General features: G+C 73.7%; 25 protein-coding genes. 10 read left to right on the forward strand and 15 right to left on the reverse strand.

What is annotated here, in order from left to right; translation table 11 throughout:
- Positions 1-65 precede the first annotated feature (65 nt).
- Entirely contained in the window at positions 66-1,079 is a 1,014-nt protein-coding gene (locus tag TAE01_RS09685; protein WP_246111246.1) for an LLM class flavin-dependent oxidoreductase, read from the forward strand.
- A 53-nt stretch (positions 1,080-1,132) separates the two neighbouring features.
- Positions 1,133-1,561, forward strand: a complete 429-nt coding sequence (locus tag TAE01_RS09690) for an OsmC family protein (protein ID WP_147065859.1) — start codon at positions 1,133-1,135, stop codon at positions 1,559-1,561.
- 102 nt (positions 1,562-1,663) lie between these two features.
- Here the strand turns inward: TAE01_RS09690 and TAE01_RS09695 are convergent, their stop codons facing one another.
- The 4 genes from TAE01_RS09695 to TAE01_RS09710 form a co-directional block, all read right to left on the reverse strand.
- Entirely contained in the window at positions 1,664-3,055 is a 1,392-nt protein-coding gene (locus TAE01_RS09695; protein ID WP_147065861.1) for a L,D-transpeptidase family protein, read from the reverse strand.
- A gap of 180 nt (positions 3,056-3,235) precedes the next feature.
- Positions 3,236-4,060 (reverse strand): thioesterase family protein, encoded by an 825-nt coding sequence (locus tag TAE01_RS09700; RefSeq protein ID WP_147065863.1) that lies wholly within the window; start codon positions 4,058-4,060, stop codon positions 3,236-3,238.
- Between the two features lie 29 nt (positions 4,061-4,089).
- The gene (locus tag TAE01_RS09705; RefSeq protein WP_246111247.1) at positions 4,090-4,914 is read right to left on the reverse strand and encodes a TetR/AcrR family transcriptional regulator; all 825 of its coding nucleotides are present in this window, start codon (positions 4,912-4,914) and stop codon (positions 4,090-4,092) included.
- Positions 4,915-4,979: 65 nt separating this feature from the next.
- Complete coding sequence (locus TAE01_RS09710; RefSeq protein ID WP_147065865.1) at positions 4,980-5,963, reverse strand: L-lactate dehydrogenase; 984 nt, start codon at positions 5,961-5,963, stop codon at positions 4,980-4,982.
- Between the two features lie 107 nt (positions 5,964-6,070).
- Here TAE01_RS09710 and TAE01_RS09715 point away from each other — a divergent pair, with 107 nt between their 5' ends.
- A complete protein-coding gene (locus tag TAE01_RS09715) occupies positions 6,071-6,817 on the forward strand; it encodes a YqjF family protein (protein WP_246111248.1) in 747 nt (248 codons plus the stop codon).
- On the opposite strand, the gene TAE01_RS09720 is transcribed toward TAE01_RS09715, so the two are convergent.
- The gene (locus tag TAE01_RS09720; RefSeq protein WP_147065870.1) at positions 6,770-7,075 is read right to left on the reverse strand and encodes a hypothetical protein; all 306 of its coding nucleotides are present in this window, start codon (positions 7,073-7,075) and stop codon (positions 6,770-6,772) included. The two genes, TAE01_RS09715 and TAE01_RS09720, sit on opposite strands and share 48 nt — an antisense overlap.
- A gap of 105 nt (positions 7,076-7,180) precedes the next feature.
- On the opposite strand from TAE01_RS09720, the gene TAE01_RS09725 reads away from it, so the two are divergent.
- Positions 7,181-7,810, forward strand: coding sequence for a TetR/AcrR family transcriptional regulator (locus TAE01_RS09725; protein ID WP_147065872.1), 630 nt, complete (start codon positions 7,181-7,183; stop codon positions 7,808-7,810).
- A gap of 31 nt (positions 7,811-7,841) precedes the next feature.
- On the opposite strand, the gene TAE01_RS09730 is transcribed toward TAE01_RS09725, so the two are convergent.
- Positions 7,842-9,203 carry an aspartate aminotransferase family protein gene (locus TAE01_RS09730; RefSeq protein ID WP_147065874.1) on the reverse strand — a complete coding sequence of 454 codons (1,362 nt, stop codon included), beginning with the start codon at positions 9,201-9,203 and terminating at the stop codon, positions 7,842-7,844.
- 152 nt (positions 9,204-9,355) lie between these two features.
- Between TAE01_RS09730 and TAE01_RS09735 the strand changes: the two genes are divergently transcribed.
- The gene (locus TAE01_RS09735; RefSeq protein ID WP_246111249.1) at positions 9,356-10,738 is read left to right on the forward strand and encodes an NAD(P)/FAD-dependent oxidoreductase; all 1,383 of its coding nucleotides are present in this window, start codon (positions 9,356-9,358) and stop codon (positions 10,736-10,738) included.
- Between the two features lie 190 nt (positions 10,739-10,928).
- A complete protein-coding gene (locus tag TAE01_RS09740) occupies positions 10,929-11,378 on the forward strand; it encodes an NUDIX hydrolase (RefSeq protein ID WP_147065880.1) in 450 nt (149 codons plus the stop codon).
- Here TAE01_RS09740 and TAE01_RS09745 read toward each other — a convergent pair.
- The 5 genes from TAE01_RS09745 to TAE01_RS09765 form a co-directional block, all read right to left on the reverse strand.
- Complete coding sequence (locus TAE01_RS09745; RefSeq protein WP_147065882.1) at positions 11,360-12,187, reverse strand: 2-phosphosulfolactate phosphatase; 828 nt, start codon at positions 12,185-12,187, stop codon at positions 11,360-11,362. The genes TAE01_RS09740 and TAE01_RS09745 overlap by 19 nt on opposite strands.
- A 21-nt stretch (positions 12,188-12,208) precedes the next feature.
- A complete protein-coding gene (locus TAE01_RS09750; RefSeq protein ID WP_147065884.1) occupies positions 12,209-12,934 on the reverse strand; it encodes a CAP domain-containing protein in 726 nt (241 codons plus the stop codon).
- A gap of 103 nt (positions 12,935-13,037) precedes the next feature.
- Positions 13,038-13,445, reverse strand: coding sequence for an MmcQ/YjbR family DNA-binding protein (locus tag TAE01_RS09755; protein WP_147065886.1), 408 nt, complete (start codon positions 13,443-13,445; stop codon positions 13,038-13,040).
- A 20-nt stretch (positions 13,446-13,465) separates the two neighbouring features.
- Positions 13,466-14,182: a DsbA family oxidoreductase gene (locus tag TAE01_RS09760; protein WP_147065888.1), complete on the reverse strand. Its 717-nt coding sequence runs from the start codon at positions 14,180-14,182 to the stop codon at positions 13,466-13,468.
- Positions 14,183-14,267: 85 nt separating this feature from the next.
- Positions 14,268-15,107 carry an alpha/beta fold hydrolase gene (locus TAE01_RS09765; protein ID WP_147065890.1) on the reverse strand — a complete coding sequence of 280 codons (840 nt, stop codon included), beginning with the start codon at positions 15,105-15,107 and terminating at the stop codon, positions 14,268-14,270.
- Between the two features lie 141 nt (positions 15,108-15,248).
- On the opposite strand from TAE01_RS09765, the gene TAE01_RS09775 reads away from it, so the two are divergent.
- Positions 15,249-16,949: an alpha/beta hydrolase gene (locus TAE01_RS09775; RefSeq protein ID WP_147065893.1), complete on the forward strand. Its 1,701-nt coding sequence runs from the start codon at positions 15,249-15,251 to the stop codon at positions 16,947-16,949.
- 53 nt (positions 16,950-17,002) lie between these two features.
- Entirely contained in the window at positions 17,003-17,635 is a 633-nt protein-coding gene (locus TAE01_RS09780; RefSeq protein ID WP_147065895.1) for a hypothetical protein, read from the forward strand.
- On the opposite strand, the gene TAE01_RS09785 is transcribed toward TAE01_RS09780, so the two are convergent.
- Entirely contained in the window at positions 17,583-18,500 is a 918-nt protein-coding gene (locus TAE01_RS09785) for a DUF3626 domain-containing protein (RefSeq protein ID WP_147065896.1), read from the reverse strand. The genes TAE01_RS09780 and TAE01_RS09785 overlap by 53 nt on opposite strands.
- Positions 18,501-18,552: 52 nt before the next feature.
- Here TAE01_RS09785 and TAE01_RS09790 point away from each other — a divergent pair, with 52 nt between their 5' ends.
- A complete protein-coding gene (locus TAE01_RS09790) occupies positions 18,553-19,293 on the forward strand; it encodes a dienelactone hydrolase family protein (protein WP_147065898.1) in 741 nt (246 codons plus the stop codon).
- A gap of 13 nt (positions 19,294-19,306) precedes the next feature.
- Positions 19,307-21,040: an alkaline phosphatase D family protein gene (locus tag TAE01_RS09795; RefSeq protein ID WP_246111250.1), complete on the forward strand. Its 1,734-nt coding sequence runs from the start codon at positions 19,307-19,309 to the stop codon at positions 21,038-21,040.
- Between the two features lie 54 nt (positions 21,041-21,094).
- Here the strand turns inward: TAE01_RS09795 and TAE01_RS09800 are convergent, their stop codons facing one another.
- Genes TAE01_RS09800 through TAE01_RS09810 form a run of 3 tightly spaced genes read right to left on the reverse strand, consistent with a single transcriptional unit; the run spans position 21,095 to position 23,576 of the window.
- Positions 21,095-21,667, reverse strand: coding sequence for an isochorismatase family protein (locus TAE01_RS09800; protein WP_147065900.1), 573 nt, complete (start codon positions 21,665-21,667; stop codon positions 21,095-21,097).
- Positions 21,664-23,103 carry an MFS transporter gene (locus tag TAE01_RS09805; protein ID WP_186815134.1) on the reverse strand — a complete coding sequence of 480 codons (1,440 nt, stop codon included), beginning with the start codon at positions 23,101-23,103 and terminating at the stop codon, positions 21,664-21,666. Before TAE01_RS09805 ends, TAE01_RS09800 begins: the two co-directional genes overlap by 4 nt.
- On the reverse strand, positions 23,100-23,576 hold the full coding sequence (locus tag TAE01_RS09810) for a MarR family winged helix-turn-helix transcriptional regulator (protein WP_147065904.1): 477 nt from the start codon (positions 23,574-23,576) through the stop codon (positions 23,100-23,102). Before TAE01_RS09810 ends, TAE01_RS09805 begins: the two co-directional genes overlap by 4 nt.
- Positions 23,577-23,590: the final 14 nt, after the last annotated feature.

Consider the following 23,590-nt stretch of genomic DNA (forward strand, 5'->3'; position numbering starts at 1 on the left):
GGGGCACCGGGCACGCGGCATACGTCCTCGGAATACTCCGCCCCGCGAGGCCCGTTGGCACCCACGTGAGTCCTGCCCCGAAAGCCCAGCTGAACATCCTCGACCTCGTGCCCGTCCTCGACGGGGGCACCGCCGGTGAGGCGATCGCCTCGACCGTCGACATCGCCCGCCACGCGGAGAAGTGGGGCTACCAGCGCTACTGGATGGCCGAGCACCACAACATGCGCGGCGTCGCGTCGAGCTCGACGGCGGTGCTCATCGGGCACGTCGCCGACCAGACCGAGACGATCCGCGTCGGCGCCGGCGGGATCATGCTGCCCAACCACGCGCCCTACGTCGTGGCCGAGCAGTTCGGCACGCTCGCGACGATCCACCCGGGCCGCATCGACCTCGGCCTCGGGCGCGCCCCCGGCACCGACCCGTTCACGACGCGTGCCCTGCGCCGCAACGAGGCCGCCGCGATGAACTTCGCCGGCGAGGTCGAGGAGCTCATCGGCTACCTCGGCGACCCGGACCCCGACGCCAAGGTGCGCGCCATCCCCGGCGAGGGCACCCACGTGCCGATCTGGATCCTCGGCTCGAGCCACGGCGGCGCCCAGGTGGCGGCCGCCCTCGGGCTGCCCTACTCCTTCGCGTCGCACTTCGCCCCCGCCGCCCTCATGAGCGCCCTCGAGGTCTACCGCTCGCGCTTCACCCCGTCGACCGAGCCCGGGGGTCTCGACGCCCCGCGCTCGATGGCCGGTGTCAACGTCATGGTCGCCGACACGACCGCCGAGGCCGAGCGTCTCTTCACGAGCGTGCTCCAGCGCTTCCACGGGATCGTCACGGGCCGCCGGACCGGGCTGCCCGAGCCGCAGGGCGACATCGCGAGCCTCATGGGGCAGTGGTCGCCGGCGGAGCGCCAGGCAGTGAGCGAGATGACCCGCGTGTCGCTCGTCGGCACGCCGGACGAGGTCCGAGACGGTCTCGCCGGCTTCGTCGAGGCGACGGGCGTCGACGAGGTCATCGTGACCTGCGGCGCCCACGACCACGAGGACCGGCTGCGCAGCTACGAGCTGCTCGCCGACGCGTGGAGCTGAGCCCGCCCGGACCCGACGCGCCCGACACCCCGACCTCTGAGAGGCTGCAACCCATGACCGAGAGAGACCCCCACGACCTGCGCCGCGTCACCCTGACCCGCGACAGCGTCGGACGCTACACGGCCCGCAACGACCGCGGCGGCTCGATCACCCTCAGCTCCGGCACCGACGAGCTCTCACCCGTCGAGCTGCTCCTGGCCGGGATCGCCGGGTGCACCGCCGTCGACGTCGACACGGTCACGACACGGCGCGCCGAGCCCGAGCAGTTCGAGATCGAGGTGACCGCCGACAAGGTCAAGGACGAGCACGGCAACCACCTGCAGGACATCGAGGTCCGCTTCCGCGTGCGCTTCCCCGACGGTGACGCCGGCGACGCCGCCCGCGAGATGCTGCCCAAGCTCGTCAAGCGCTCGCACGACGAGTGGTGCACGGTGAGCCGCACCGTCGAGCTCGGGCAGAAGGTCACGACCACGGTCGAGTGAACCGCCCCCGTGGGGCGGTGTGACCGGCTCGGGTCCGGCGATCTGCGTCCGGTCAGGTGACAGGTCGCCCGACCGGGCGCGGAGCCATCGTGCCTGGCCGGGTCAGGGGTAGACGACGACCTTGTCGCCGACGCGCACCGTGAAGTAGAGCGCCTTGACCTGGTCGTGGTCGGCGATGTTGACGCAGCCGTGGCTCGAGCTCGCGTAGCCGAGCCGCGCGAAGTTCGATGAGTAGTGCACGGCCTGGCCGCCGGAGAAGAACATCGAGTACGGCATCGGCGTGAAGTAGAGGTTCGAGATGACGTACTCGTACTTGCGCAGGACGCTGAAGGTCCCCTCGCGCGTCTCGCGGCCCGGCCCGCCGAAGCGGGCCCACATGACCATGAGCGGCCTGCCGTTGACGACCCACGTCAGGGTGCGGGTGCCCTTGTCGACGCACATGACCCGCCCGGTGAGGCAACGCCGGTCGAGCGAGGAGGCCGCGGGCATGAGGGGCTGGAGGGCGGCGCTGAAACGGTAGGTGTCGAAGGTGCCGGGCCGGTAGGTGTCCGACACGAGGCGCGACCACGTGCGCTGGTCGAGCACGCCGGACTGCGGGAGGCTGCGGGACTGCTGGAAGCCCAGCACCGCGCGGTCGAGGGCCGACCAGTAGACGCCGCTCACGGCATACGGCCAGCGGCCGACGGCCCGCAGGCGCAGCTGCACCTCGCGGAGCTGGGCACTCGACGCGGTGCGGCTGACGGCGACCGGGCTGGCGGTGAGCCCGCGCAGGCGGTCCCACGTGCGCTGGTCGACGACACCGCTCTGCGGGAGGTTCTGGGCCTGCTGGAACGCCAGCACCGAGCGGTCGACGGCCGACCAGTAGACGCCGGTGACGGCGTAGGAGAAGCGGCCGACGAGCTTGAGCCGGGCCTGGAGGTCCTTGACCGTGGTGGCCGAGGCGTTGCGGGGGATCACTGTCGGGCTGCCGGTGAGGGCGCGGAGCCGGTCCCAGGTGCGCTGGTCGACCACTCCCGTCGTCGGAAGTGCCTGTGCCTGCTGGAAACCGAGCACCGACTGGTCGACGGCCGACCAGTAGACGCCGGTGATGGCGTAGCCGAAGCGGCCCACGAGCTTGAGCCTGACCTGGAGGTCCTTGACCACGGTCGAGGGCGAGGTGCGGCTGATGACGGCCGGGCTTGACGGCGTCGACGCGGTGGTGGTGGTGGTGGTGGTGGTGGTCGCGGACGTCGTGGTGGACGTCGTCGTCGTCGACGACGTCGAGGTGCCGGTGGCGCTCGTGGTCGTCGACGTGCCGGTGGAGGCCTCGGTCGAGGTCGTGGCGGCCGTCGTGCTGCCGGAGGAGGTGGCCGTGCTCGACGAGCCGGCCGGCGTCGGCGTGCCCGTCAGGTCGTCGGCGCGGGCGGCCGGTGCGGTGGCGGTGAGCGCGACGACAGCAAGGGCGGCGGCGACGGAGCCCGCGACGCGCTTGCTGTCCATGCGGATGGTCCTCATGGTGTTCCCCTGTGTCCGGACCGCGAGGCGGCGGGTGTGGTTCGGCGCGGTCGCGCCCCTCATTGTGGCAGTCGGCGCCCGGTTTGGCGCGGTTTGCCATCACCCTCTCGACGCGCCGGCCCGCGGAAAGGTTGTTCGCCGCCGAGGCGGGTTGCCATCGACGGGGCCGGGGGCTGTGGGTCAGGCTCGCGGCAGGGGGCGGACGGTGAGGATCTGCTCGGCCCGGCCGACGGGTCCGAGCTCGTCGTGGAGCGTCGTCGAGGTGAGCCCGAGGCCCGTCGGACCCATCGTGACGCGCGTGTCGAACCCGACCCAGCCACGCGCCGGCTCCCGGAAGAGGTGCACGCTGAGGTCGACGTTGGGGAACATCCACTCGCGGGGGGAGACGCGCACGGCGATGCCGTTCGCCGTGTCTGCCAGACGCACGAGATCGGCTGTCGGAGAGCACGTCTCGCCGTCGACGAGCGGGTTGAGCGCGCGGATCCAGGCACGGGTGCGCCCCGGGCGGCGCTCCGCGTCGACGCGGAACTCGAGGCCCTCGATGTAGCCGCCCTCCCACGTGTCCGAGCCGGTCCACGGCGCCATGGCGTCGGGCGTCGGGATCGGCTCGAGCTCCACGCCGGCCACCGGCTCGGAGTCGTGCGCCGCGAGCCGCCACGCGTGCGCGCGCACGACGGCCCGGTCGTCGACGAGCATCGTGGCCTCGACGAGCTCGATGGTGCGACCGGGGCGGGTCGTGCGCACCTCGACGCGGCTCGGCCGCGCGGGGATCATGCCGAGGATGTCGAAGGAGATGCGGGCGAGCTGCATGCCCTCGCGCGGCTCGTGCAGGTCGATCTCGTGGGCGAGGATGCCGCTGACCGGGGCCATGTGCTGCTCGTCGTCCCGCCAGGCGCCCTGGACGTGGACGGTCGGGGCGTAGCGGCCGGGGCCGAGCCGGCGGTAGAAGGCCGGCGTCTCGCGGTCGAGCTCGAAGGCGGCGCTGTCACGGGTCTCGCTGGTCACGCGCTCACCCTAGGTGCGCGTCCCGGTCGTCAGGTGAGGGGCCCGACGCCGGACCCGTCCGACAGGCCGAGGCCCAGGTCGACCATCCGGACGAGGCGCGGGGCGAGCTCGTCGACGGCTCCGCGGGGCAGGTCGCGCAGCGGGCCCTCGAGGGCGAGCATCGCCATGCCGTGCACGGCCGACCAGGCGAGCAGCTCGGCGCCGGGCCGCTCGTCGTCGGACATGGCGCCGGCCTCGACCATCGCGTCGAGGGACTCCGAGAGCAGCTGGAAGGGGGTGCGCCCCGACCCGCCGGCGGCATCGGACGACGCCGCCCGGCTGAGGTCGACCGGCACGGCGAAGGCCGTGCGGAACAGCCCCGGCTCGTCCATGGCGAAGCGGAGGTAGCCGACCCCGACGGCCCGGAAGCGCGCCCGGGCCCGCGGTGCCTCGTCGAGGCCGTCGGGCACGGCGTCCATCGTCGCGCTGATGACGTCCGCGGCGCGGGCCTGCGCCCGCGAGACGACCTCACCGAGGAGGGCGTCACGGTCGGCGAAGTGGCGGTAGGCCGCGTTGGCCGACACCCCCACGCGACGGGTCGCCTCGCGCAGCACGACCTTGTCGGGACCGCCCTCGCGGGCGAGGTCGGTGCCGGCCTCGAGCAGCGCCCGGCGAAGGTCGCCGTGGTGGTACGTCGTGCGCGCGACCGGGACGCCGGCCGTGCCACCGGCTGGGATGCCGGCCGGGCCGCCAACCGGGCCGCCGACCGGGCCGCCGACCGGGCCGCCGGCCGGGCCGCGCGCCGGTTCGGGGCCGGGCTGCTCGGGGGCAGCGCTCGCCAGGGGGTCGGCGTCGAAGGCGGCGGACGGGCTCACGGCCCCATCATGCTCCGGCTCGTCCCGGCCCGGCGTCACCCTCCACGGGTAGGGCCGAGGGCGGGTCAGAACCCGAAGCGCCTGGCCGTCCGGCGCACGGCCTCGGCGGAGGCCCGGAGCCCTGCCAGCTCCGCGTCGGTCATCGGCACCTCGACGCGGTCGCCGACGCCGCCCGCGTGCAGGATCGCCGGCACCGACAGGCAGACGTCGCTGATGCCGTAGTAGTCCTCGAGCAGCGAGGACACCGGGAGGATCCGTCGCTCGTCGTAGAGCACGGCCTCGATGATGCGGGTCGCGGCGAGACCGATCGCGTAGTTCGTGGCGCCCTTGCCCTCGATGACGCGGTAGGCCGACTGCACGACGTCGGTCGCGATGCGGGTGCGGGCCTCCTCGTCGAGCGCGAGGCGGCCGTCGGAGGTGCGCCAGCGGAGCACGGGAACCGAGCCGATCGAGGCCGACGACCACAGCGGCAGCTCCGAGTCGCCGTGCTCGCCGATGACGTAGGCGTGCACGCTCTGCGCGGCGACGCCGGTGTGCTCGGCGAGCAGGAAGCGCAGGCGCGACGAGTCGAGCACCGTGCCCGAGCCGAAGAGCCGGGCGGGCGGCAGCCCCGACACCTGGAGCGCAGCATGGGTGACGACGTCGACCGGGTTGGTGACCATGACGTGCACCGCGTCCGGCGCGACCTCGACGAGGCGCGGCAGGATCGCGCGCATGATCCCGATCGTCGACTCCGCCAGGTCGAGCCTCGACTGGCCGGGCTTCTGCTTGGCGCCGGCGGTGAAGACGACGACGTCGGAGTCGGCGAGGACCTCGACGTCGTCCGAGCCCTCGACGTGGGCCATCGGCACGAACTGGATGCCGTGGCTGAGGTCGAGCGCCTCGGCGTGCACCTTGGCGGCGTTGACGTCGAAGAGCGCGACGTTCTGGGCGACGCCACGCATCAACGCGGCATACGCCAGCGTGGCGCCGACGGCGCCCGCCCCGACGATGCCCAGCTTGGTGGTGCGGCGGCGGAGCGCACCGTCCCCGGGGGCCTGCACGGTCATGGTCGGTGCTCCTCGGCTCGGCGGCTGCTGGCACCACGCTAGCGGCGGCGGGGCGTGTCGAAGGTTGGTCCGTGACAACGTGTGACGATGGACCGGTGGACCGGTCCGTGGATGCCAGCGAAGCGCTGCGCGCCTACCCGGTGACGCCGCCACCGTTGCGACCGCCGGTCGTCTTCGACCAGGTGTGGCGGGACCTGACCTTCGTCCACTGGCCGGTCGAGCCCGACTCGGTGCGCCACCTCTTCCCCGCGGGCACCGGCCCGGACGTCTTCGCGGACGGCCTGACCTACGTCGCGCTCGTCCCCTTCGTCATGGACGGCATCCGGCTCGGTCGGGCGCCCTCGCCCCGCCTGCCGTGGGTGGGCAGCTTCCTCGAGACGAACATCCGCCTCTACTCCGTCGACGACGCCGGCCGCCACGGCGTGCTCTTCCGCTCGCTCGAGACGGAGCGCGCCCTCGTCGTGGCGGGCGCGCGGGTGGGCCTCGGCATCCCCTACACGTGGGCGCGGATGCGGCTGAGCCGCGACGGCGACCTCGTCACCTACGCGAGCCGGCGTCGGGCGCCGGAGCGCGGCCTGCGCAGCCTGCTCACCGTGCGGGTCGGCGATCCGATCGAGCCGACGCCGCTCGAGACCTGGCTGACGGCTCGCTGGGGCGCCCACACCCGCGTGGCCGGGCGCACGCTCTGGGTCCCCAACGAGCACGCGCCGTGGCCGTTGTATGCCGCCGACGTCGTCGAGCTGGCCGACGACCTCCTCGGGGCGAGCGGTGTCATCCCCGCCGGCCCGCGGTTGCGTGCCCTCTGGTCACCCGGCGTGGCCACGCGGTTCGGCCGCCCGTCCCGCGTCGCCTGACCCCGGGGTCGGGACCTCGACGACCGGCGTCAGCTCGAACCGGGTCAGGCCGTGCGCCGCGATGGGCAGGGCCACGACCGTCGCGCGCGCGGTCTCGAGGTCGGGGACCTCGAGGAGCAGCGCCGCCCCGGACCAGTCGGCCTTGACGAGGACCTGCAGGGCGATGCCCCGCCGCACCAGGTCGTCCACCTCGGCGGCCTCGTCGGCGAGCAGCGCGCTCGTGTCACCGATGTTGCTCGAAATCGCGAGGACCTTCATGGGTGCCACCCTTCGTCGCTGCGAGCCCCCTCCGCGCTCGTCTCCCAAAAGGCTACGCCTCGTAGCCTTAGCCTTTCAAGGGTCGGCGTGATTATCGTGGGCTCCGTGACGACGGCCGGCAGCAGGTCTCCGCGACGCACCCCTCGGCGGGAGAGCACCCTCGAGGCGATCCTCGACCGGGCGGTCGAGATCATGGCCGACGTCGGCGTCGCCGGACTGACCATGACCCGGCTGGCCCGCGCCCTCTCCATCCAGCCGCCCTCGCTCTACAAGTGGTTCCCCTCCGTGCTCGCCGTCCACGACGCGGTGTTCGCCCGCGGGCAGCGGGCCAACCTCGCGGCGTGGCGGGCCGGGCTCGAGGGCCGGCCGGCGGGGCTCGAGGCCGTCGTGGCGGGCATGACCGCGACGGCGCAGTGGGCCGTCACCCACCCGGTCGAGGCCCAGCTGCTCTTCTGGCGCCCGGTGCCCGGCTTCCGCCCGAGCGCCGCCGCCATGGCGCCCGCCGACGAGCTCGTGGCCGAGCTGCGCGAGCACCTCGGCACGGCCGTGTCCCGGGGGCAGCTCGCCCCCGGTGCCGACTCCGCCGACGGTCTCGTCGTGCTCGCCAGCCTCCACTTCGGCGTCGTGAGCCAGCACCTGGCCAACGAACCGGAGGCCGCGTGGGCCGACGGGGCCTACACCCGGTCCTACGGTCGGGTGACCGAGCTCTTCGTCGCCGCCTACCCTCCCGCCTGAGGCGCCACGCGCAGCGCTGCGGCAGGCGTGGTCACCCGGTCGCGAAGAGCTCGCGCAGGCACTCGCCGAACATCGTCGTGTGCGCCTCGACGTCCGCGGCCGTCGTGGCCGGGCTCATCAGCGCCATGTTGTGGAACGGCGTCAGGAGGATGCCGCGGTTGAGGGCGTAGAGGTGGAGGTACTGCTGCAGCTCGAAGTCGTCGGCGTCGTGGGCCTCCTGGCCGTCGTGCGACGGTCGGCCGGAGAAGTTGTACTCCGCCCGCGCACCGAGGCGCGTCACGTGCCAGTCGGCTCCGACCGCGTCGATGCCGGCCTGCACGCCGTCGGCCCACGCGTCGGCGAGGGGCACCATGTGCTCGAAGGCGTCGGCCGTCATGACCTGCTCGAGGGTGGCTTTCATCGCCGCCATGGACAGGCCGTTGCCGGCGAGCGTGCCGCCGATACCGCCCACGTCGATGTCCTCCAGCTCGATGGAGCGGGCGATGCGGTCTGCGATCTCCTGGCTGAACCCGAAGGTGCCGCAAGGGATTCCGCCGCCGATCGACTTGCCGATGACGAGCATGTCGGGCTCCAGGCCGTGCGCGGCGGTGTAGCCGCCGGGGCCGGCGCAGATGGTGTGCGTCTCGTCGTTGACGAGCAGCGCGCCGTAGCGGGTGGCGAGCTCGCGCACACCCTCGTTGTAGCCGGGGTCGGGCAGCACGATGCCGATGTTGGTCAGGGCCGGCTCGACGAGGATCGCGGCGACGTCACCGTGGGCGAGGGCGCGCTCGAGCGCATCGAGGTCGTTGAACTCCACGACGCGCGTCGTCTCAGCGGTGTCGACCGGGGCGCCGATGTTGCTGCGCCGGTCGACCGTCGTGCCGTCGGGACCCAGCGTGGCGAAGGCCTCGTCGACCGAGCCGTGGTAGCACCAGTTGTGCACGACGACCTTGGTGCGGCCGGTCAGGTGGCGGGCGTAGCGGATCGCGTGCCGGTTGGCGTCGGTGGCGGTCAGCGTGAACTGCCAGAAGGGGAGCCCGAAGCGCTCGGCCAGACCGCGTGAGACGGCGATGGCGTCCTCGGTCGGCAGCATGGTCGTGATCCCGCGCGAGAGCTGGCGGGTCACCGCGTCGACGGTGGGCGCGGGCGAGTGGCCCATCATGGCGCCGGTGTCACCGAGGCAGAGGTCGACGTGGTCGATGCCGTCGACGCACGTGAAGTGAGCGCCCTCGGCGTGCTCGACGAAGACCGGGAAGGCGCCCGGCCACTTGACCATCCAGCTCATCGGCACCCCGCCGGGCATGTGCGCGGCGGCCTGCTCGGCCAGGGCCCGCGACCTCGGGCGGGCGTCGGAGAAGGCGGCGCGCTCCCGGGCGTGCAGGTCGGCGAGGCGGGCGCGGTCGAGGGTGCTCATGCCCGCATCATGCCGTGCCGCGGTCGACGGCGGAAGGCATGGTCCGAGAGGCGTCGGACCACGGATTCCGAAGGTGTTGGACTCTGATTCAAACGAAAAAGCACAGGTTCGGTGTCCGTTTCGACGGCCCGGGAGGTGGCATGATCCCGGCCATGCCCTCCACCGGTTACCGCGGCCTCAGCCTGTGGCACGACACGATCGACGACATCGAGCCACGCCCCTCCCTCGACCGTGATCTCGAGGTCGACGTCGCGATCGTGGGGGCCGGGTACACGGGGCTGTGGACGGCATACCACCTCGTCACGGCCGACCCGTCGATCCGCGTGGCCGTCATCGAGAAGGAGGTGGCCGGCTACGGCGCCTCGGGCCGCAACGGCGGCTGGTGCTCGGCGCTCTTCCCCGCCTCGCTCCGGCGGATGGCGGCCGAGCGCGGGCGCGACGCAGCGGTGCGGATGCAGCACCTCCTCCACGACACGGTCGCCGACGTCGGCCGGATCGCGACCGCGGAGGGCATCGACTGCCACTTCGACCAGGGCGGCTACCTCTCCGTCGCGCGCAACCCCGCACAGCTCGAGCGGGTGCGCGAGGAGGTCGCCGAGCACCGGGAGTGGGGCTTCGGCGAGGCGGACCACCGCCTGCTCGACGCCCACGAGGTCACCGCGTTCGCCGGTGTCAGCGACGCGCTCGGTGGCTCCTTCACGCCGCACTGCGCGGCGATCCACCCGGCCCGGCTCGTGCGCGGGCTCGCGGACGCCGTCGAGCGGCGGGGGGTCGTCATCCACGAGCGGACCATGGCCGCCGACGTGCGCAGCCATCGCGTGGTCACGCCGCACGGCACCGTGCGCGCCGACCACGTCGTGCTCGCCACCGAGGGCTACACGCCCACCGTCGCCGGGCGCCGCCGGGCCATCGCGCCCATCTACTCGCTCATGACGGCGACCGAGCCGCTCCCGGAGCACCTGTGGGCGCAGATCGGCCTCGACAAGCGCACGACGTTCGCCGACAACCGGCACCTGACGATCTACGGCCAGCGCACCCGCGACGGACGGATCGCCTTCGGAGGCAGAGGCGCTCCCTACCACTACGCCTCGAAGGTGTCACCGCTCTACGACCGTGACGAGCGCGTCCACGCCGCGCTGCGCCGGATCCTCGTCGAGCTCTTCCCCGTCCTCGACGGGGTCACCTTCACCCACGCCTGGGGTGGCAACCTCGGCGTCCCGCGCGACTGGTTCCCCTCGGTGCGGCACGACCGGCACACCGGCCTGGCCTTCGCCGGCGGCTACGTCGGCGACGGGGTCGCCACCTCCGCGCTCGCGGGCCGCACCCTCGCGGCGATGATCCGCGACGACGACCCCGACGACCTCGCCTCGCTGCCCTGGGCGGGACGCACGTCCCGGGACTGGGAACCGGAGCCGCTGCGCTGGCTGGGGGTCAACGCCGTCACGGCCCTGATGACCTCGGCCGACTGGTCCGAGCGCCGCACGGGCCGTCCCTCACGGGCGGCGTCGGCCTTCTGGGCGGCGCTGGGACAGTAGCCGCCGGGGCCACTGCCCGGGGTTGCCGGACGGCCGCCACCCGATGAGGTGCCCGGTGCGACCGAGTCGACCCCTGCCCTCGTCCGCCGCGTCTTCTGGGTCGTCCCGGAGTTCGACCGGCGCAACCGAACCGGGAGCCCGGTGGGAGAGGCCGCGACGCGCCGTCCGCTGGCACCTCTAGGGTGCGGGCATGGTCGACCGCATCCCCATCGCCGTCGCGGCCCTGGTGCGCGACGGTCACGTGCTCCTCGTCCACCGCCACCCGTCACGCCGGTGGTATCCCGACTGCTGGGACCTCGTCGGCGGTCACGTCGACGCCGGCGAGTCGCCCCAGCAGGCCGTCGAGCGGGAGTGTCTCGAGGAGCTCGGTGTCCGCGTGCTCGACCCGGTGCCCTTCGACCTGACGACCAGCGACCCGACGCTCGACGTCCACGCGTTCGTCGTCACGCGCTGGGAGGGGGATCCCGTCAACGTCGCCGTCGAGGAGCACGACGACCTTCGCTGGTTCGCGCCCGGTCACCTCTCGGCGCTGGACCTGGCCCACCCGACCGGACTGCCGGACATCGTGGGCGCCGTGCAGGTGGCGGGAACGGCCCGCTCCGCCCGCGCGGTCGGTGACCCTCAGTCTCGCGCGCTGTAGGCGCCGTCCGTCAGCACCGGCACCACCCGCGACGCGTCCAGCTCCGCCGCGATCGACACGTCGTCGGGCCACCCCCGCTCCACGAGCTCGCGCCCGCTCGCGCAGGCCCGCAGCGCCTCGTCGACCCGGTCCTCCACCGCGAGCCAGGCGGCGCCGGCCGCCTCGGCCTCCGGGCTCAGCAGCAGCGGTCCACCGCGGTGCTCGAGCCTCTGGGCCAGGGCCGCGACGACGGAGCCGGCCCCCCAGAGGTCCTCGACCGCCGGGCGCAGCGACCCGTCGGGCCAGCGCTCACCGGCCGGGACCACGACGACGGCGGGCTGCGTCCGTGAGCCGGCCTGCGCCTCGAGCCAGTCGACGATCCGGGCCGCGACCGCCGTCCGGTTGCGCAGCGACGCCGCCAGGACCTCCGCACCGGCGTCGGCGAGGAGGGCGCTGATCGTGGAGCCGTTGGGGGAGGGCAGCACGAGGTCGTCGAGCCCACCGGCCGCGGCCGCCCGACGGATCGAGGTCGGCGACAGGCTGACCCCGCCGTCCGTCCGCGTCGCCGAGCGGGGGCGCGCGAGCAGGGCGCCGCGCTCGTCGGCGAAGGCCCGCGCCGACTCGTCCCCCCACCGGTAGGGGTGGACCCTGATACCGGCGTCGACGGCGACCGAGACGCACGTCGTGAAGCTGAGGACGTCGACGACGACTGCACACACCGGGGAACCGGCGGCGACGGCATACGACGTCAGGGCCCGCGCCGCGGTCGGTCCCCAGTCGAGGCGGACGACGTGACGGCCCTGGGAGTGCACCGCTGCCGCTTGGTCCATGGTCACCAACCTACGGCCGGCTCAGCCGCCGAACGTCTGGGTCCAGTACGAGCCGTAGGTCCCGCCGCTCGCATGGCCGACACCGATGTCGCGATAGGCGCAGTTGAGGATGTTGGCCCGGTGCCCGGGGCTGGCCATCCATGCGTTCATGACGGACTCCGCGCTCGGCTGGCCGGCCGCGATGTTCTCGGCGATCGCCCCGCCGAGGTAGCCCGCAGACCTGATGCGCCCCGCGAAGGTCGAGCCGTCGGGGCTCGTGTGGGAGAAGTAGTCACGCGCGGCCATGTCGTCGCTGTGCCCCTGGGCCGCGCTCCGGAGCGCCGGGTTCACGGACACCGGCGCGCAGCCCGCGCGCGACCGCGCGGCGTTGACGAGGTCGACGACCTGCCCGGCCGCCTCCGCCGGTGGCGGGGCGGACGTCGTGGCCGTCCGCAGCGGGGCCGGCGGCCGGGTGGTGAGCGAGGGGCTGGGCGACGACGCGGTGCCGGACGCGGCCGTCGAAGCGGCGGTGGACGGGCTGGTCGACCCGCCCGGCGTCCCGACCGGGCCGGGCTCCTGGACGCCGTCCACCCGACCCGTCGGCGCCACGGGGGTCGAGCCCGTCGGCGAGGGCGGCGGCACGAGGCGCAGGTCGCGGGCGGCGTCGAGGATGGCGAAGCCGCCGATCACGAGCAGGGCCGACAGCACGAGCGTCACGACCGCGGCCCGTCGGGACCCGATGATCGCGGGATCGGTGTGCCGTCCCATGTGCGCCTTTCGTCGACCCAGCGAGCGGTACCTTACGCGCCCCGCGCCCGGGTGGGGCCGATGGCGCGTCCGCGCGTCGACGACCCGGCGCCGGGGTGTCGGGTCACCCGGCGTCGAGCTCGAGCACGAGCCTGCGCGGGGCGGTGAGGCGGTACGACGCGTCGACGAGCTCGGCGACCTCCTGCCAGTCGAGCCCCTCCGGGGGGCCGCAGGCGCGCAGGTCCAGACCCACCCACCCGGCAGGCCCGAGGTAGGCCGGGTCGTAGAACCGGTCGTCACCGAGCAGCGCGGGCCGTTCGGCGGCGTCGGTGAGCACGAGCAGGGAGTGGCGGTAGGGCTCCGGGTCGTGGTCACCCTTGACGGTGCCGCCGTAGGTGGCGAAGACCTTCGTCGTGAAGAACGTCGGCCGCCCGTGCGAGACCTTCTCGTCGGCGCCGGGCAGGGCGAGGCAGATCTCGCGGACCCTCCGCAGGTAGGCGTCGCCGGGGTCGAACATCAGCGGGTGGGCCATGTCCCCACCGTAGGCGCGCGTCAGGCGCCGCAGGCCCCTCCGCAGCCACCGGCCCCGCAGCCACCCCCGCAGCCGCCGGCGGCGACCGGCTCGAGCACCTCGTGCCGGTGCTCCCACGCCGTCTCGAGCGCCTGGGTGAAGACCTCGACCGGCTGCGCCCCGGAGACGCCGTACTTGCGGTCGAGCACGAAGAAGGGCACCGACTCGATGCCGAGCATCTTGGCCGTCGCCTCGTCGCTGCGGACGTGGTTGCCGTAGTCGTCGGACTCGAGCATCTCGCGCACGGTGCCCTCGTCGAGGCCGATCTCGCCGGCGAGCCGGACGAGCACGTCGCGGTCGCCGACCGCGAGCCCGTCGGTGAAGTAGGCCTGCATGAGCCGCTCGTGGGCGGCGTCGGCGAGGCCCTGCTCGGCAGCGAGGTGCACGACGCGGTGCGCGTCGAACGTGTTGCCGTAGCGGGCCTGCTCCCAGTTGAACGTGAGCCCCAGCTCGTCCGCGGCCGCGGCCATCGACCGGTGCTGCGCGACGGCCTGCTCGCGCGTCGTGCCGTACTTGGCCGCGACGAGGTCGACGAGCGGGCGGTCCGACACGGCCGAGGCACCGCGGTCCAGCTCGAAGCTGTGCCACTGCACCTCGATCTCGTCGGCGTGCCCGAACTGCGCGAGGGCAGCCTCGAGACGACGCTTGCCGAGGTAGCAGAACGGGCACACGATGTCGGACCAGATGTCGATCTTCACGGTCGTGAAACCTACCCGGGACTGCGGGTGTTCCCCGCATCGAGCGAGGCGCTCGTCACCCTCCGGGTGAGAGGGCGTATGCCGTTCAGCCGGCTCGTGCGACCCGGTGCAGGATCGCCGCCGCTGACTCCGCGTCGCGGGTCTCGGGCAGCCAGTGCCCCGCGTCGAGCTCGACGAGCTCGTAGTCGGCGCCCACGTGCTCGCGGGTCAGCTCGGCGGCGGTGCGGCCGAGGAACGGGTCGCGCGAGCCCCACACGTAGGTCGTGGGCACCTCGACCCGGTGCGCCCCGACCCCGGAGTGCCGGGCCGCCCGGTACCAGTTGACCGGCCCGGTGAGCGCGTCCGCGCGGGCGAGGCGTGCGGCATACCTCGTCCGGTCCTCGACGGGCAGGCCGGAGCGCGCCATGAGCGAGTGGAACCCCGCCGCCAGGGCGTGCTCGGGCAGCCACGGCACCTGGAAGGCGGCCATGTACCAGGAGCGGCGCTTCTGGTCGATGCCGGTGCGCCAGGCGCGCGACATGGCCGCGGGGTGCGGGGTCGACAGGACGGTCAGGGTCGTGACGCGCGACGGGTGGTTGGCCGCGACGAGCCAGGCGAGGGCGCCGCCCCAGTCGTGGCCGACGAGGTGGACCCGCTCGCGCCCGGACGTGTCGACGAGGGCGAGGACGTCGGCGACGAGCTCGTCGAGGCGGTAGGCGTCCTCGTCGGTCGGCCGGGCGCCGGGGGAGTAGCCGCGCTGGTCGGGGGCGAGCGTGCGCAGCCCCGCCTCGTTTAGACGGGCGGCGACACGGTCCCAGCTCGTCCGGTCCGTCGGGAAGCCGTGGAGCAGCACGACGACGTCGCCGTCCAGCGGCCCCTCGTCGGTCACGTCGAAGCGCAGCCCGTCGCGGCTGAAGGTCGTGATCCGTGCGTCGGGGGGTGCCATGGCCCCATCCTGCCCCGTCGGGCCGGTGGGGGCGGTGGGGCCGGTCGGGCCGGTCGTGCCGGTCGTGCCGGTCGGGTCAGGGACCTCCCGTAGGGGGTCGCCCCGAAGCGCGGGCCCACGCGCCCGACCTACTGTGGAGCCATGCCCGACGCGTCCGACCGGCCGAGCCGCCCCGGCAGCGCCCGGCCGTGGTGGCACCTCTCGCGCACCGGCCTGTTCTTCGGCGCCGCCTACTTCCTCACGTCGATGGCGCCGAGCCTGCTGCCCCGCACGTGGTACTACCAGGGGCTCATCAGCGGGCTGTGCGCCGTCGCCGGCTACGCGCTCGGCGTCCTCGTCGCCTGGGTGGTGCGCCGGGTCGCCCGACTCATCGACCTGCACGTGACGGTGAGCGGGGAGGCCCGCCACTGGCTGCTCGCCGCCGCGCCCGTCTTCGGGGCGGTGGCCGTCCTCGGCCTGACCGTCGCCAACGTGCGAGCCCAGGCGCGCACCGCGGCCGTGGTCCGGCTGGAGCCGCTCGATCCCCTCGACTGGGCGCTGGCGCTCGCGCTCGCGGCCGTCATCGCGGTCCTCTTCCTCGCGGTCGCCCGGGGGCTGCGTGGGGCGACCCACCAGCTGGCGCTCGCGGCGGGCCACGTGCTGCCCAAGACGATCGCGACCGTCATCGCCGTCCTCGTCGTGGCGCTGACGACGGCCTGGGTCACCGACAGCGTGCTCTTCCACCGCGGCATGCAGGCGTTCGCCGGGGTGGCCGCCCAGGTCAACACGGCCCCGACCGGTCGGTCGGCGCCGACGTCGCCGCTGCGCTCGGGCGGTCCGGGGTCGCTCGAGGCCTGGGACAGCCTCGGCTACCAGGGCCAGATGTTCGTCACGAGCGCTCCGACGCCGGCGCAGATCGCGGCCGCGACCGGCCGCGGCGCCATCGAGCCGATCCGGGTCTACGCCGGTCGCACGTCGGACCGCACGGTCGACGACGTCGCCGACGCCGTGGTCGCCGAGCTCAGGCGCACCGACGCCTTCCACCGACGCGTCCTCGCCGTCTTCACGACGACGGGCACCGGCTGGGTCGACGACTGGTCGGCGCAGTCGGTCGAGTACCTGACGGACGGCGACAGCGCCATCGCGGCCATGCAGTACTCCTACCTGCCGAGCGCGATGTCGATGATGACCGACCGCGACACCCCGCGCGAGGCCGGCAAGGCGCTCTTCGACAAGGTGTATGCCGTGTGGCGCACGCTGCCGGCCGACCACCGTCCGCAGCTTGTCGTCGGGGGTGAGTCGCTCGGCTCCTACGGCGGGCAGGCCGCCTTCGCGAGCGCCGACGACATGATCGCCCGCGCCCAGGGCGGGGTGTGGGTCGGCACCCCGAGCTTCACGGACATCTGGAGGTCCCTGACCGCGCGGCGCAACGAGGGATCGCCCGAGATCGTGCCGGTCGTCGACGCCGGCCTGCACATCCGGTTCGCGGCGAGCGGGGACCAGCTGACCCACGACTACTACGGCCGCGACTACGGCACCTGGGACTTCCCGCGCTTCGTCTACGCCCAGCACGCGTCGGACCCCGTCGTGTGGTGGAACCCGGCCCTGCTCGGTGCCGAGCCCGACTGGCTGCGTGAGCCCCGAGGGCACGACGTCAACCCGGACGTGACGTGGATCCCGTTCGTCACCTTCTGGCAGCTCACCACCGACATGGCCGTGGGGCATGACCCGCCCGACGGCTACGGACACCGCTACGGTCCCGAGCTCGTCCCCGCGTGGGGGTCGGTGCTCGGCGGGTCGCCGACCGACGACTACAGCAAGGTCGTCGCCGGCATCGAGAAGACGGTCAACCGCGTGGCCTGACCCGGACCGACCCGTGCCGATCCGCGCCGCCGCGGCTCACCTACGCTCGGAGCGTGCCAGCACAGCGTTTCCACGGACAGATCGCCGGCGTCGGGTCGGCCTCCGGCGTCCGGATCGTCGTGGGCTCGTGGGAGCGCACGCCGCTCGGGTCGTTCGGCGACGCCATGGTCGAGACGGCGGACGGGCACCGGGTGCTCCTCGCGCCGACGCCCGAGGTCGCGGCCTTCATCGAGGCGACCTACGTCTTCGACGAGGTGCGACTCGAGCCGGTCACGGTGTCGTCGGGACGCTACCGGTGGCACGTCGAGTCGCCGTCGCTGGTGCTCGACCTCACGGTCGGAGCGCGTATGCCGCTCGGCCGGCTCCTGCGCACCGTTCCCGCGCGCGTCGCGTCGAGTCCCGCGTGGGCGACCGTGGTCGACCCGGTGGCGCGAGTCGCCCTGCGGGGCGTGCGAACTCGGGGGACGGCGTCGGCCGGCCGGAAGGAGTACTACGGCGCCACCGACCTGCACTCGGTGACGTCGCTGGACGGGGTCTTCGACGGCGCACCGCTCGGTGCGCTGGCGCCGGTCGACCCACCGTGCCGGTTCGGGTTCTCCTCGACCCCTACGCGGCCCTCCGTCACCACGGTCGTCACGACGGTGGTCCTGGCCGAAGACCCCGACCGGGGCGGGGCTGGGCGCTGAGGGCCCCGAAACGGGCGACGTAGTGCCACACACGTTTGAGCGCCTGCTCGTCGTGACGTCCGCTGCGAGCGGCTGCGCCGAGGACCTGCGGGGTCACGACACCGTCGATGGCGAGGGACTCGGCCAGGGCGACGAGCTCGGGCCCGCGGTAGTCCGGGTGCTCCCGCAGCGTCGCGACGTCGAGGCGATAGCCAGGGTGCCACTCGACGGGCACCCCCAGCCGTAGCGCGTCGCCCTCGACCTCGGTGCCCCGGTAGCCGGGGTCGAGCACCAGGGCCTCGACGTCGTCGACGAGGTGGAGCTCGCCGTGGACGTGGGCCTCGACGTAGTCGTCCAGCCGGTCGTGCCCCGAGGCCTCGGCCACCTCTGCGAGTGCGAAAGCCGTTGCGGTGCCGAAGTGCTCGGGCTCGAAGACGCTGTCGGGAAAGCAGAACGTCGTGCGCTCCAGGGCGTGGGCCGCGAGCCGCACGTGCGCCGACCCGAAACGTGGCGCCGCACCGTAGGGGCTCCGCCGTAGGTCGAGACCGCCGTACTTCGGCCGCAGCGGCGGCTCCGCGTCGTCGTAGGCGCACCCGAAGATCCGGCTCTCCCAGCGCCACCGGTCCCCGCCCGGGTGCGCGGTCAGCCCCCCGTTGCCGGTGCCGGTCTCGAACTGGGACCGGTAGCGACCGTCCCGCGCCATGGCCGCGAGGATCGGCTCGCCCCGCACGAGCCGGTCGGGGTGGAAGTTCAGCGTCACGCGCAGCGACGGGTCCAGCGGCGGCCCGGACGAGAGCGCGCGCACGTGCGCGAGAGCCCGGCGGACGGCATACGGCAGCCCGTGGGCACCGCGACCGGGGTCGGCTGGTGGCGGTCGGCGGCTCATGGGCACATCCTCACACCGTCGCGCAGGCGGGAGGAGGGGGTAGTAATGGGTCATGGGCACGATGATCGACTTCCCCGAGCACGACCTCACCGCATACCGCGCCGACCCGACCGGAGAGCCGCGCGGCGCGGTCGTCGTCATCCAGGAGATCTGGGGCCTGGCCGACCACATCAAGGACGTGACCGACCGCGTCGCGGCCCAGGGGTACGTCGCCGTCGCGCCCGACCTGCTCGGTCACGTCGGGCTGACGCCCGAGATCGGGGCTCGCATCTTCGAGCTGATGTTCAGCGCGTCGGAGGAGGACCGCCTCGCCGCGCAGCCGCAGATGCGGGAGGCCACCACCCCGGCCCGCCAGCCGGAGTTCGCCGCGTGGGCCGTCCCGGCCCTGCGGGCCGTCGTCGACGCGCTCGTCGACGAGCCGGGCGTCGACGGGCGGGTGGGCGTCGTCGGTTTCTGCTTCGGGGGGACCTACACCTTCGCCCTCGCCGCCGCCGACGAGCGGGTGCGCGCCGCCGTGCCCTTCTACGGCAGCTTCCCGGAGAGCGCGGACCCCGCGTCCATCGCCTGTCCGGTCCTCGCCTTCTACGGCGAGGAGGACCACGGCATCACCGACGGGGTTCCCGAGCTCGAGTCGCGCATGGAGCAGGGCGGCGTCGACTTCTCGGCCCGGGTCTACCACGGGGTCGGGCACGCCTTCTTCAACGACACCTCCCCGTCGAAGTACAACGCCGAGGTCGCGGCCGACGCCTGGGACCGCACGCTGGCGTTCTTCGACGAGCACCTGACCCGCTGATGGACACCCGCTGATGGACCCGGCCCCGGACCCCGGGCAGGACTCCCCGCCCGACGCCGTCACCCCGCTCGTCCTGGGCCCCATGCTGCGCTACGTCGGGGAGACCGAGGCGACGGTGTGGGTCGAGACGTCGGTGGGGGCCGCCGTGACCGTCCACGCCGACGCGCGCGACTGGACCGCTCCGACCTTCGTCGTCAAGGGTCACCACTACGCGCTCGTCGTCGTCGACGGGCTCGAGCCCGGCGGCGCCTGGGACTATGCCGTGAGCATCGACGGCGTGCAGGTGTGGCCCGAGCCGGACACCGCGTTCCCGCCGCCACGCATCCGCACCATCGACCGCGACCGGCCCACCAGGCTGCTCTTCGGCTCGTGCCGCACCTCGGTGCCGCACGACCGGGAGGGCCACGAGACCAACGGGGTCGACGCGCTGCGCACGCTGGCTCTGGCCCTCGCGCGTGGCGAGGAGGAGTGGCCCGACCTCGTGGCCTTCATCGGGGACCAGGTCTACGCCGACGAGACGTCCGAGGCGATGCGTGAGTTCATCGCCGCACGGCGGAGTCTCGACGAGCCACCGGGTGAGGAGATCAAGGACTACGAGGAGTACGCCCACCTCTACCAGCTCGCGTGGGGCGACGAGGCCAACCGCTGGCTGCTGTCGACCGTGCCGAGCTGCATGATCTTCGACGACCACGACATCCGTGACGACTGGAACACCTCGTGGACCTGGCACGAGGAGATCAACCGCACTCCGTGGTGGCACGAGCGGCTCATGGGAGGCCTGGCGTCGTACTGGGTCTACCAGCACATCGGCAACCTCTCGCCGGCCCAGCTCGCGGACGACGAGATCTACGCCGGGGTCCTGGCTCAGGCGCGTCCCGGGGACGGGGCCGGGCCCGTCGCGGCCGAGCTCGACCTCACCGAGGCGGTCTTCGACCTCGTGCGCCGGGCCGACCGGCATCCCGAGGTCTACCGCTGGAGCTACCGGCGCGACCTCGGCGACAGCCGGCTCGTCGTCGTCGACTCACGTGCCGCGCGCGTCCTGGAGCCGCAGCACCGCTCGATGCTCGACCCCGACGAGATGAGCTGGCTCGACGAGCAGCTGACCGGCGACGTCGAGCACCTGCTCATCGGTACGTCGCTGCCGTTCCTGCTGCCCCCGGGGCTGCACGACCTCGAGGCCATTGACGAGACCTTCGCGATGGGCACCCACGGGCGGCTCGCGTCCAGAGGGGCCGAAAAGGTGCGCCAGTCCATCGACCTCGAGCACTGGGCGGCGTTCAACGACGGCTTCGTCGAGGTCTTCGAGATGGTCATGGACGTGGCCCGCGGCCGCCGTGGGCGGGCCCCGGCGAGCGTCGTCTTCCTCTCCGGCGACGTCCACAACTCCTACGTCGCCGAGGTCGTCGACGCCCGGACGCGGCACGGGGCGAGCTCGCGCATCATCCAGGCCGTGTGCTCCCCGATCCGCAACCCGATGCCGCGGATGGTCCGCGTCATGATGTCGGCGTTCGCCCGCGGCCTGGTGCGGCCCATGCGGTTCGTCGCCCAGCACTCCAGGGACGTGCCCGACCCGCGCTACCCCTGGGTCGTCACCGACGGTCCGTGGTTCGACAACTGCCTGGCCCAGCTGACCGTCCAGGGGCGCGACCTGTCGATCGTGTGGCGCGGCGGCGAGATCCGTGACGGCGACGACGCCCACCCGGTGCTCACGACGGTGGCCAGCGTGCGGATCCCCGCGGCGACCTGACGGATTGTCGCGGGGCTTGGCGGATGGTCGCAGGGCCGCGGACTCGCGCACGGCTCACCGCAGGAGGGCGAGCACCTCGTCCGTCGTCGCCGTCTCGCCGAGACGGGGGAAGATCCGTGCCACGGACCCCTCGTGGGCCGCCGCGTCGAGGTCGGTCATCGCGTCGGTCACGAGTGTCACGTGGTAGCCGTGCTCGTGGGCGGCCCGGGCCGTCGACTCGACGCCGAGGCTCGTGGCGATCCCCGTGAGCACGATCTGGGTGACGCCGCGGCGACGCAGCTGCACGTCGAGGTCGGTGCCGTGGAAGGCGCCCCAGTTGCGCTTCGTCACGACGATGTCGCCGTCGTGCCCGGAGAGCTCGTCGACGATGACGTCCCAGTCCGACGGGCGCGGGCTCGTCGGACGCGGCTGCTCGGTGCGGCCGGGCACCGCGTCCGCGCCGTCGGCGGCGGTGGTGACCCGGACGAGCACGACCGGCAGGTCGCGATCGCGGAAGGCGTCGGCGAGGACCGCGCTGCGCCTCACGACGTCGGCGGCGGCATACGGGGCCGTCGGGCGTCCTGTGACCCCGCGCTGGAGGTCGATGACGACGAGGGCGGTCCGGGGGTCGAGGATCGTGGCGGTCATGGATGGGTGGCCTCTCGGGTCGGGGTCGGGGTCGGTGCGGACGGGGAGGTGTCGGTCCGGGCGGCAGCGGTGGGGCGCCGGCGGCCCAGCGAGCGGTCGAGCGCCGACAGGGCGACGAGCAGCACGGCGGCGACCGTGAGCCCGACGGCGAGGTCGTGCAGCCCGGTCGTGTCGGCGCGCTGGGGGAAGGCGGCTGCGTTGGCGGCCGACGCGACCATGGCGCCGAGGTACATGAAGGTGCGGAGCAGTCCCGCCGACGAGCCGAGGCGGTCGGGCTCGGCCTGCCGGTAGAGGGCGTTCTGGTTGGCCAGGCCGATGAGGCCCTGCGGGACCCCGACCACGACGACGACCGCGACGACGAGCCACAGCGGCGAGTCGTCGTGCAGCAGGAGCAGTCCGAGGCAGGCCACGACCTGCAGGGCGCCGCCGACGAGGAGCTTGCCGCGCACCTGCTCGCGCCGGCCGAACACCGTCGTCACGGTGATGGCGACGACGAACATCGGCAGCAGCGCGAGCCCGGCCCCGCTCGCGGACAGTCCCCGGGCCTGCTCGAGCCACTGGGTGAAGCCGTAGAGGAAGGCGTAGCTCACCGTGAAGGCGAGCAGCTGCCGGACGTACGTCGCGAGCAGGGGACCGTTGCCGGCGAGGACGCGCACGTCGATGAAGGGGTCGTCGACGCTCCGCTCGCGCGCCACGAGGCCCGCCCCGGCGAGGGCGACGACGAGGAGCAGGGGCCAGTGGGCCGCGGCGGGCTCCATGATGAAGAGCAGCACCGCCGTCAGGGTCACGGCGAAGAGGGCCATGCCCACGACGTCGAGGCCGTGCGGCCTCGTCGCGTCGGCGTCGCGGTGCAGCTGCTCGTCGCGGGGCAGACGCAGCGACCCGAGCACGAGGCAGGCGATCGCGAGGGGCACGTTGACGGTGAAGATGGTGCGCCAGCCGCCGAGCCCGATGAGCAGCCCGCCCAGGGTGGGGCCGACGACGGCGACCGTCTGGTTGGACACGGAGAGTGCGGCGAGCACACCGGCCGGCGAGTCCGTGCCGGTGCGCACCGACTCGCTGCGGATGAGCACCATCGAGGCGGGGTAGGCCGCGCACGTGCCGATCCCGAGGAGCACCCGGGCCAGCACGAGCACCCCGAGCGACGGCGCGAGCGCCCCGACGATGCCGGCGAGCCCGACGAGCGCCGTCCCCGCGAGGTAGAGGCGTCGGGGACCGTGCAGGTCGACGAGCCGCCCGACGACCGGCTGGCCCACCGCGGTCGCGAGGTAGAGCGCCGAGACGAGCCAGATCGTCTCGGACGGCGCCGCGCCGAGCGCCAGACCGATGGGGACGAGCGCCACGGCGAGCATCGAGGAGTTGACCGGGTTGAGCACCGACCCCAGCACCATGGGCGCGACGAGGCGCCGGTCGAAGCGTCCGGCGGTCTGCGTCATCGGCGCGAGAGACGGTCGAGGAGCACCATGGCCTCGACGACGGTCCGGCGCTCGGCCTCGGTGAAGTCGTCGGTGAGGGCGCGGGAGAGCCACTCCTCGCGAGCGGCCCGGCTCACGTCGATGCGGCTGTGGCCCGAGCTCGTGAGCGAGACGAGCTGGCGCCGGCCGTCGGTGGGGTCGGGCCGCCTCTCGACGAGCCCGCGCTCCTCGAGGACCGCGAGGGTCGCCGCCATCGACTGCGGGCGCACCTGCTCGGCGGAGGCGAGGGCGCTGGCCGTGGCGTCCCCGTCGCCGAGGAGCCGGCTGAGGACCGCGGTCTGGGAGGGGGTGAGGCCGTCGAGCTCCGCCACGTCGCGCAGCCGGCGTCGCAGCCGGCTGAACGTGACCCGCACGTCGTGGGCCGCACGCGCCGCCGTCGGCTCGATGGGCGTCGGGTCGGCCGCGGCGAGGCTGGCGGGGGTGCGTGACGGCATACGACGACCGTAGA

This window comes from Terrabacter aerolatus (genome assembly GCF_007991735.1).
Lineage (GTDB): Bacteria > Actinomycetota > Actinomycetes > Actinomycetales > Dermatophilaceae > Terrabacter > Terrabacter aerolatus.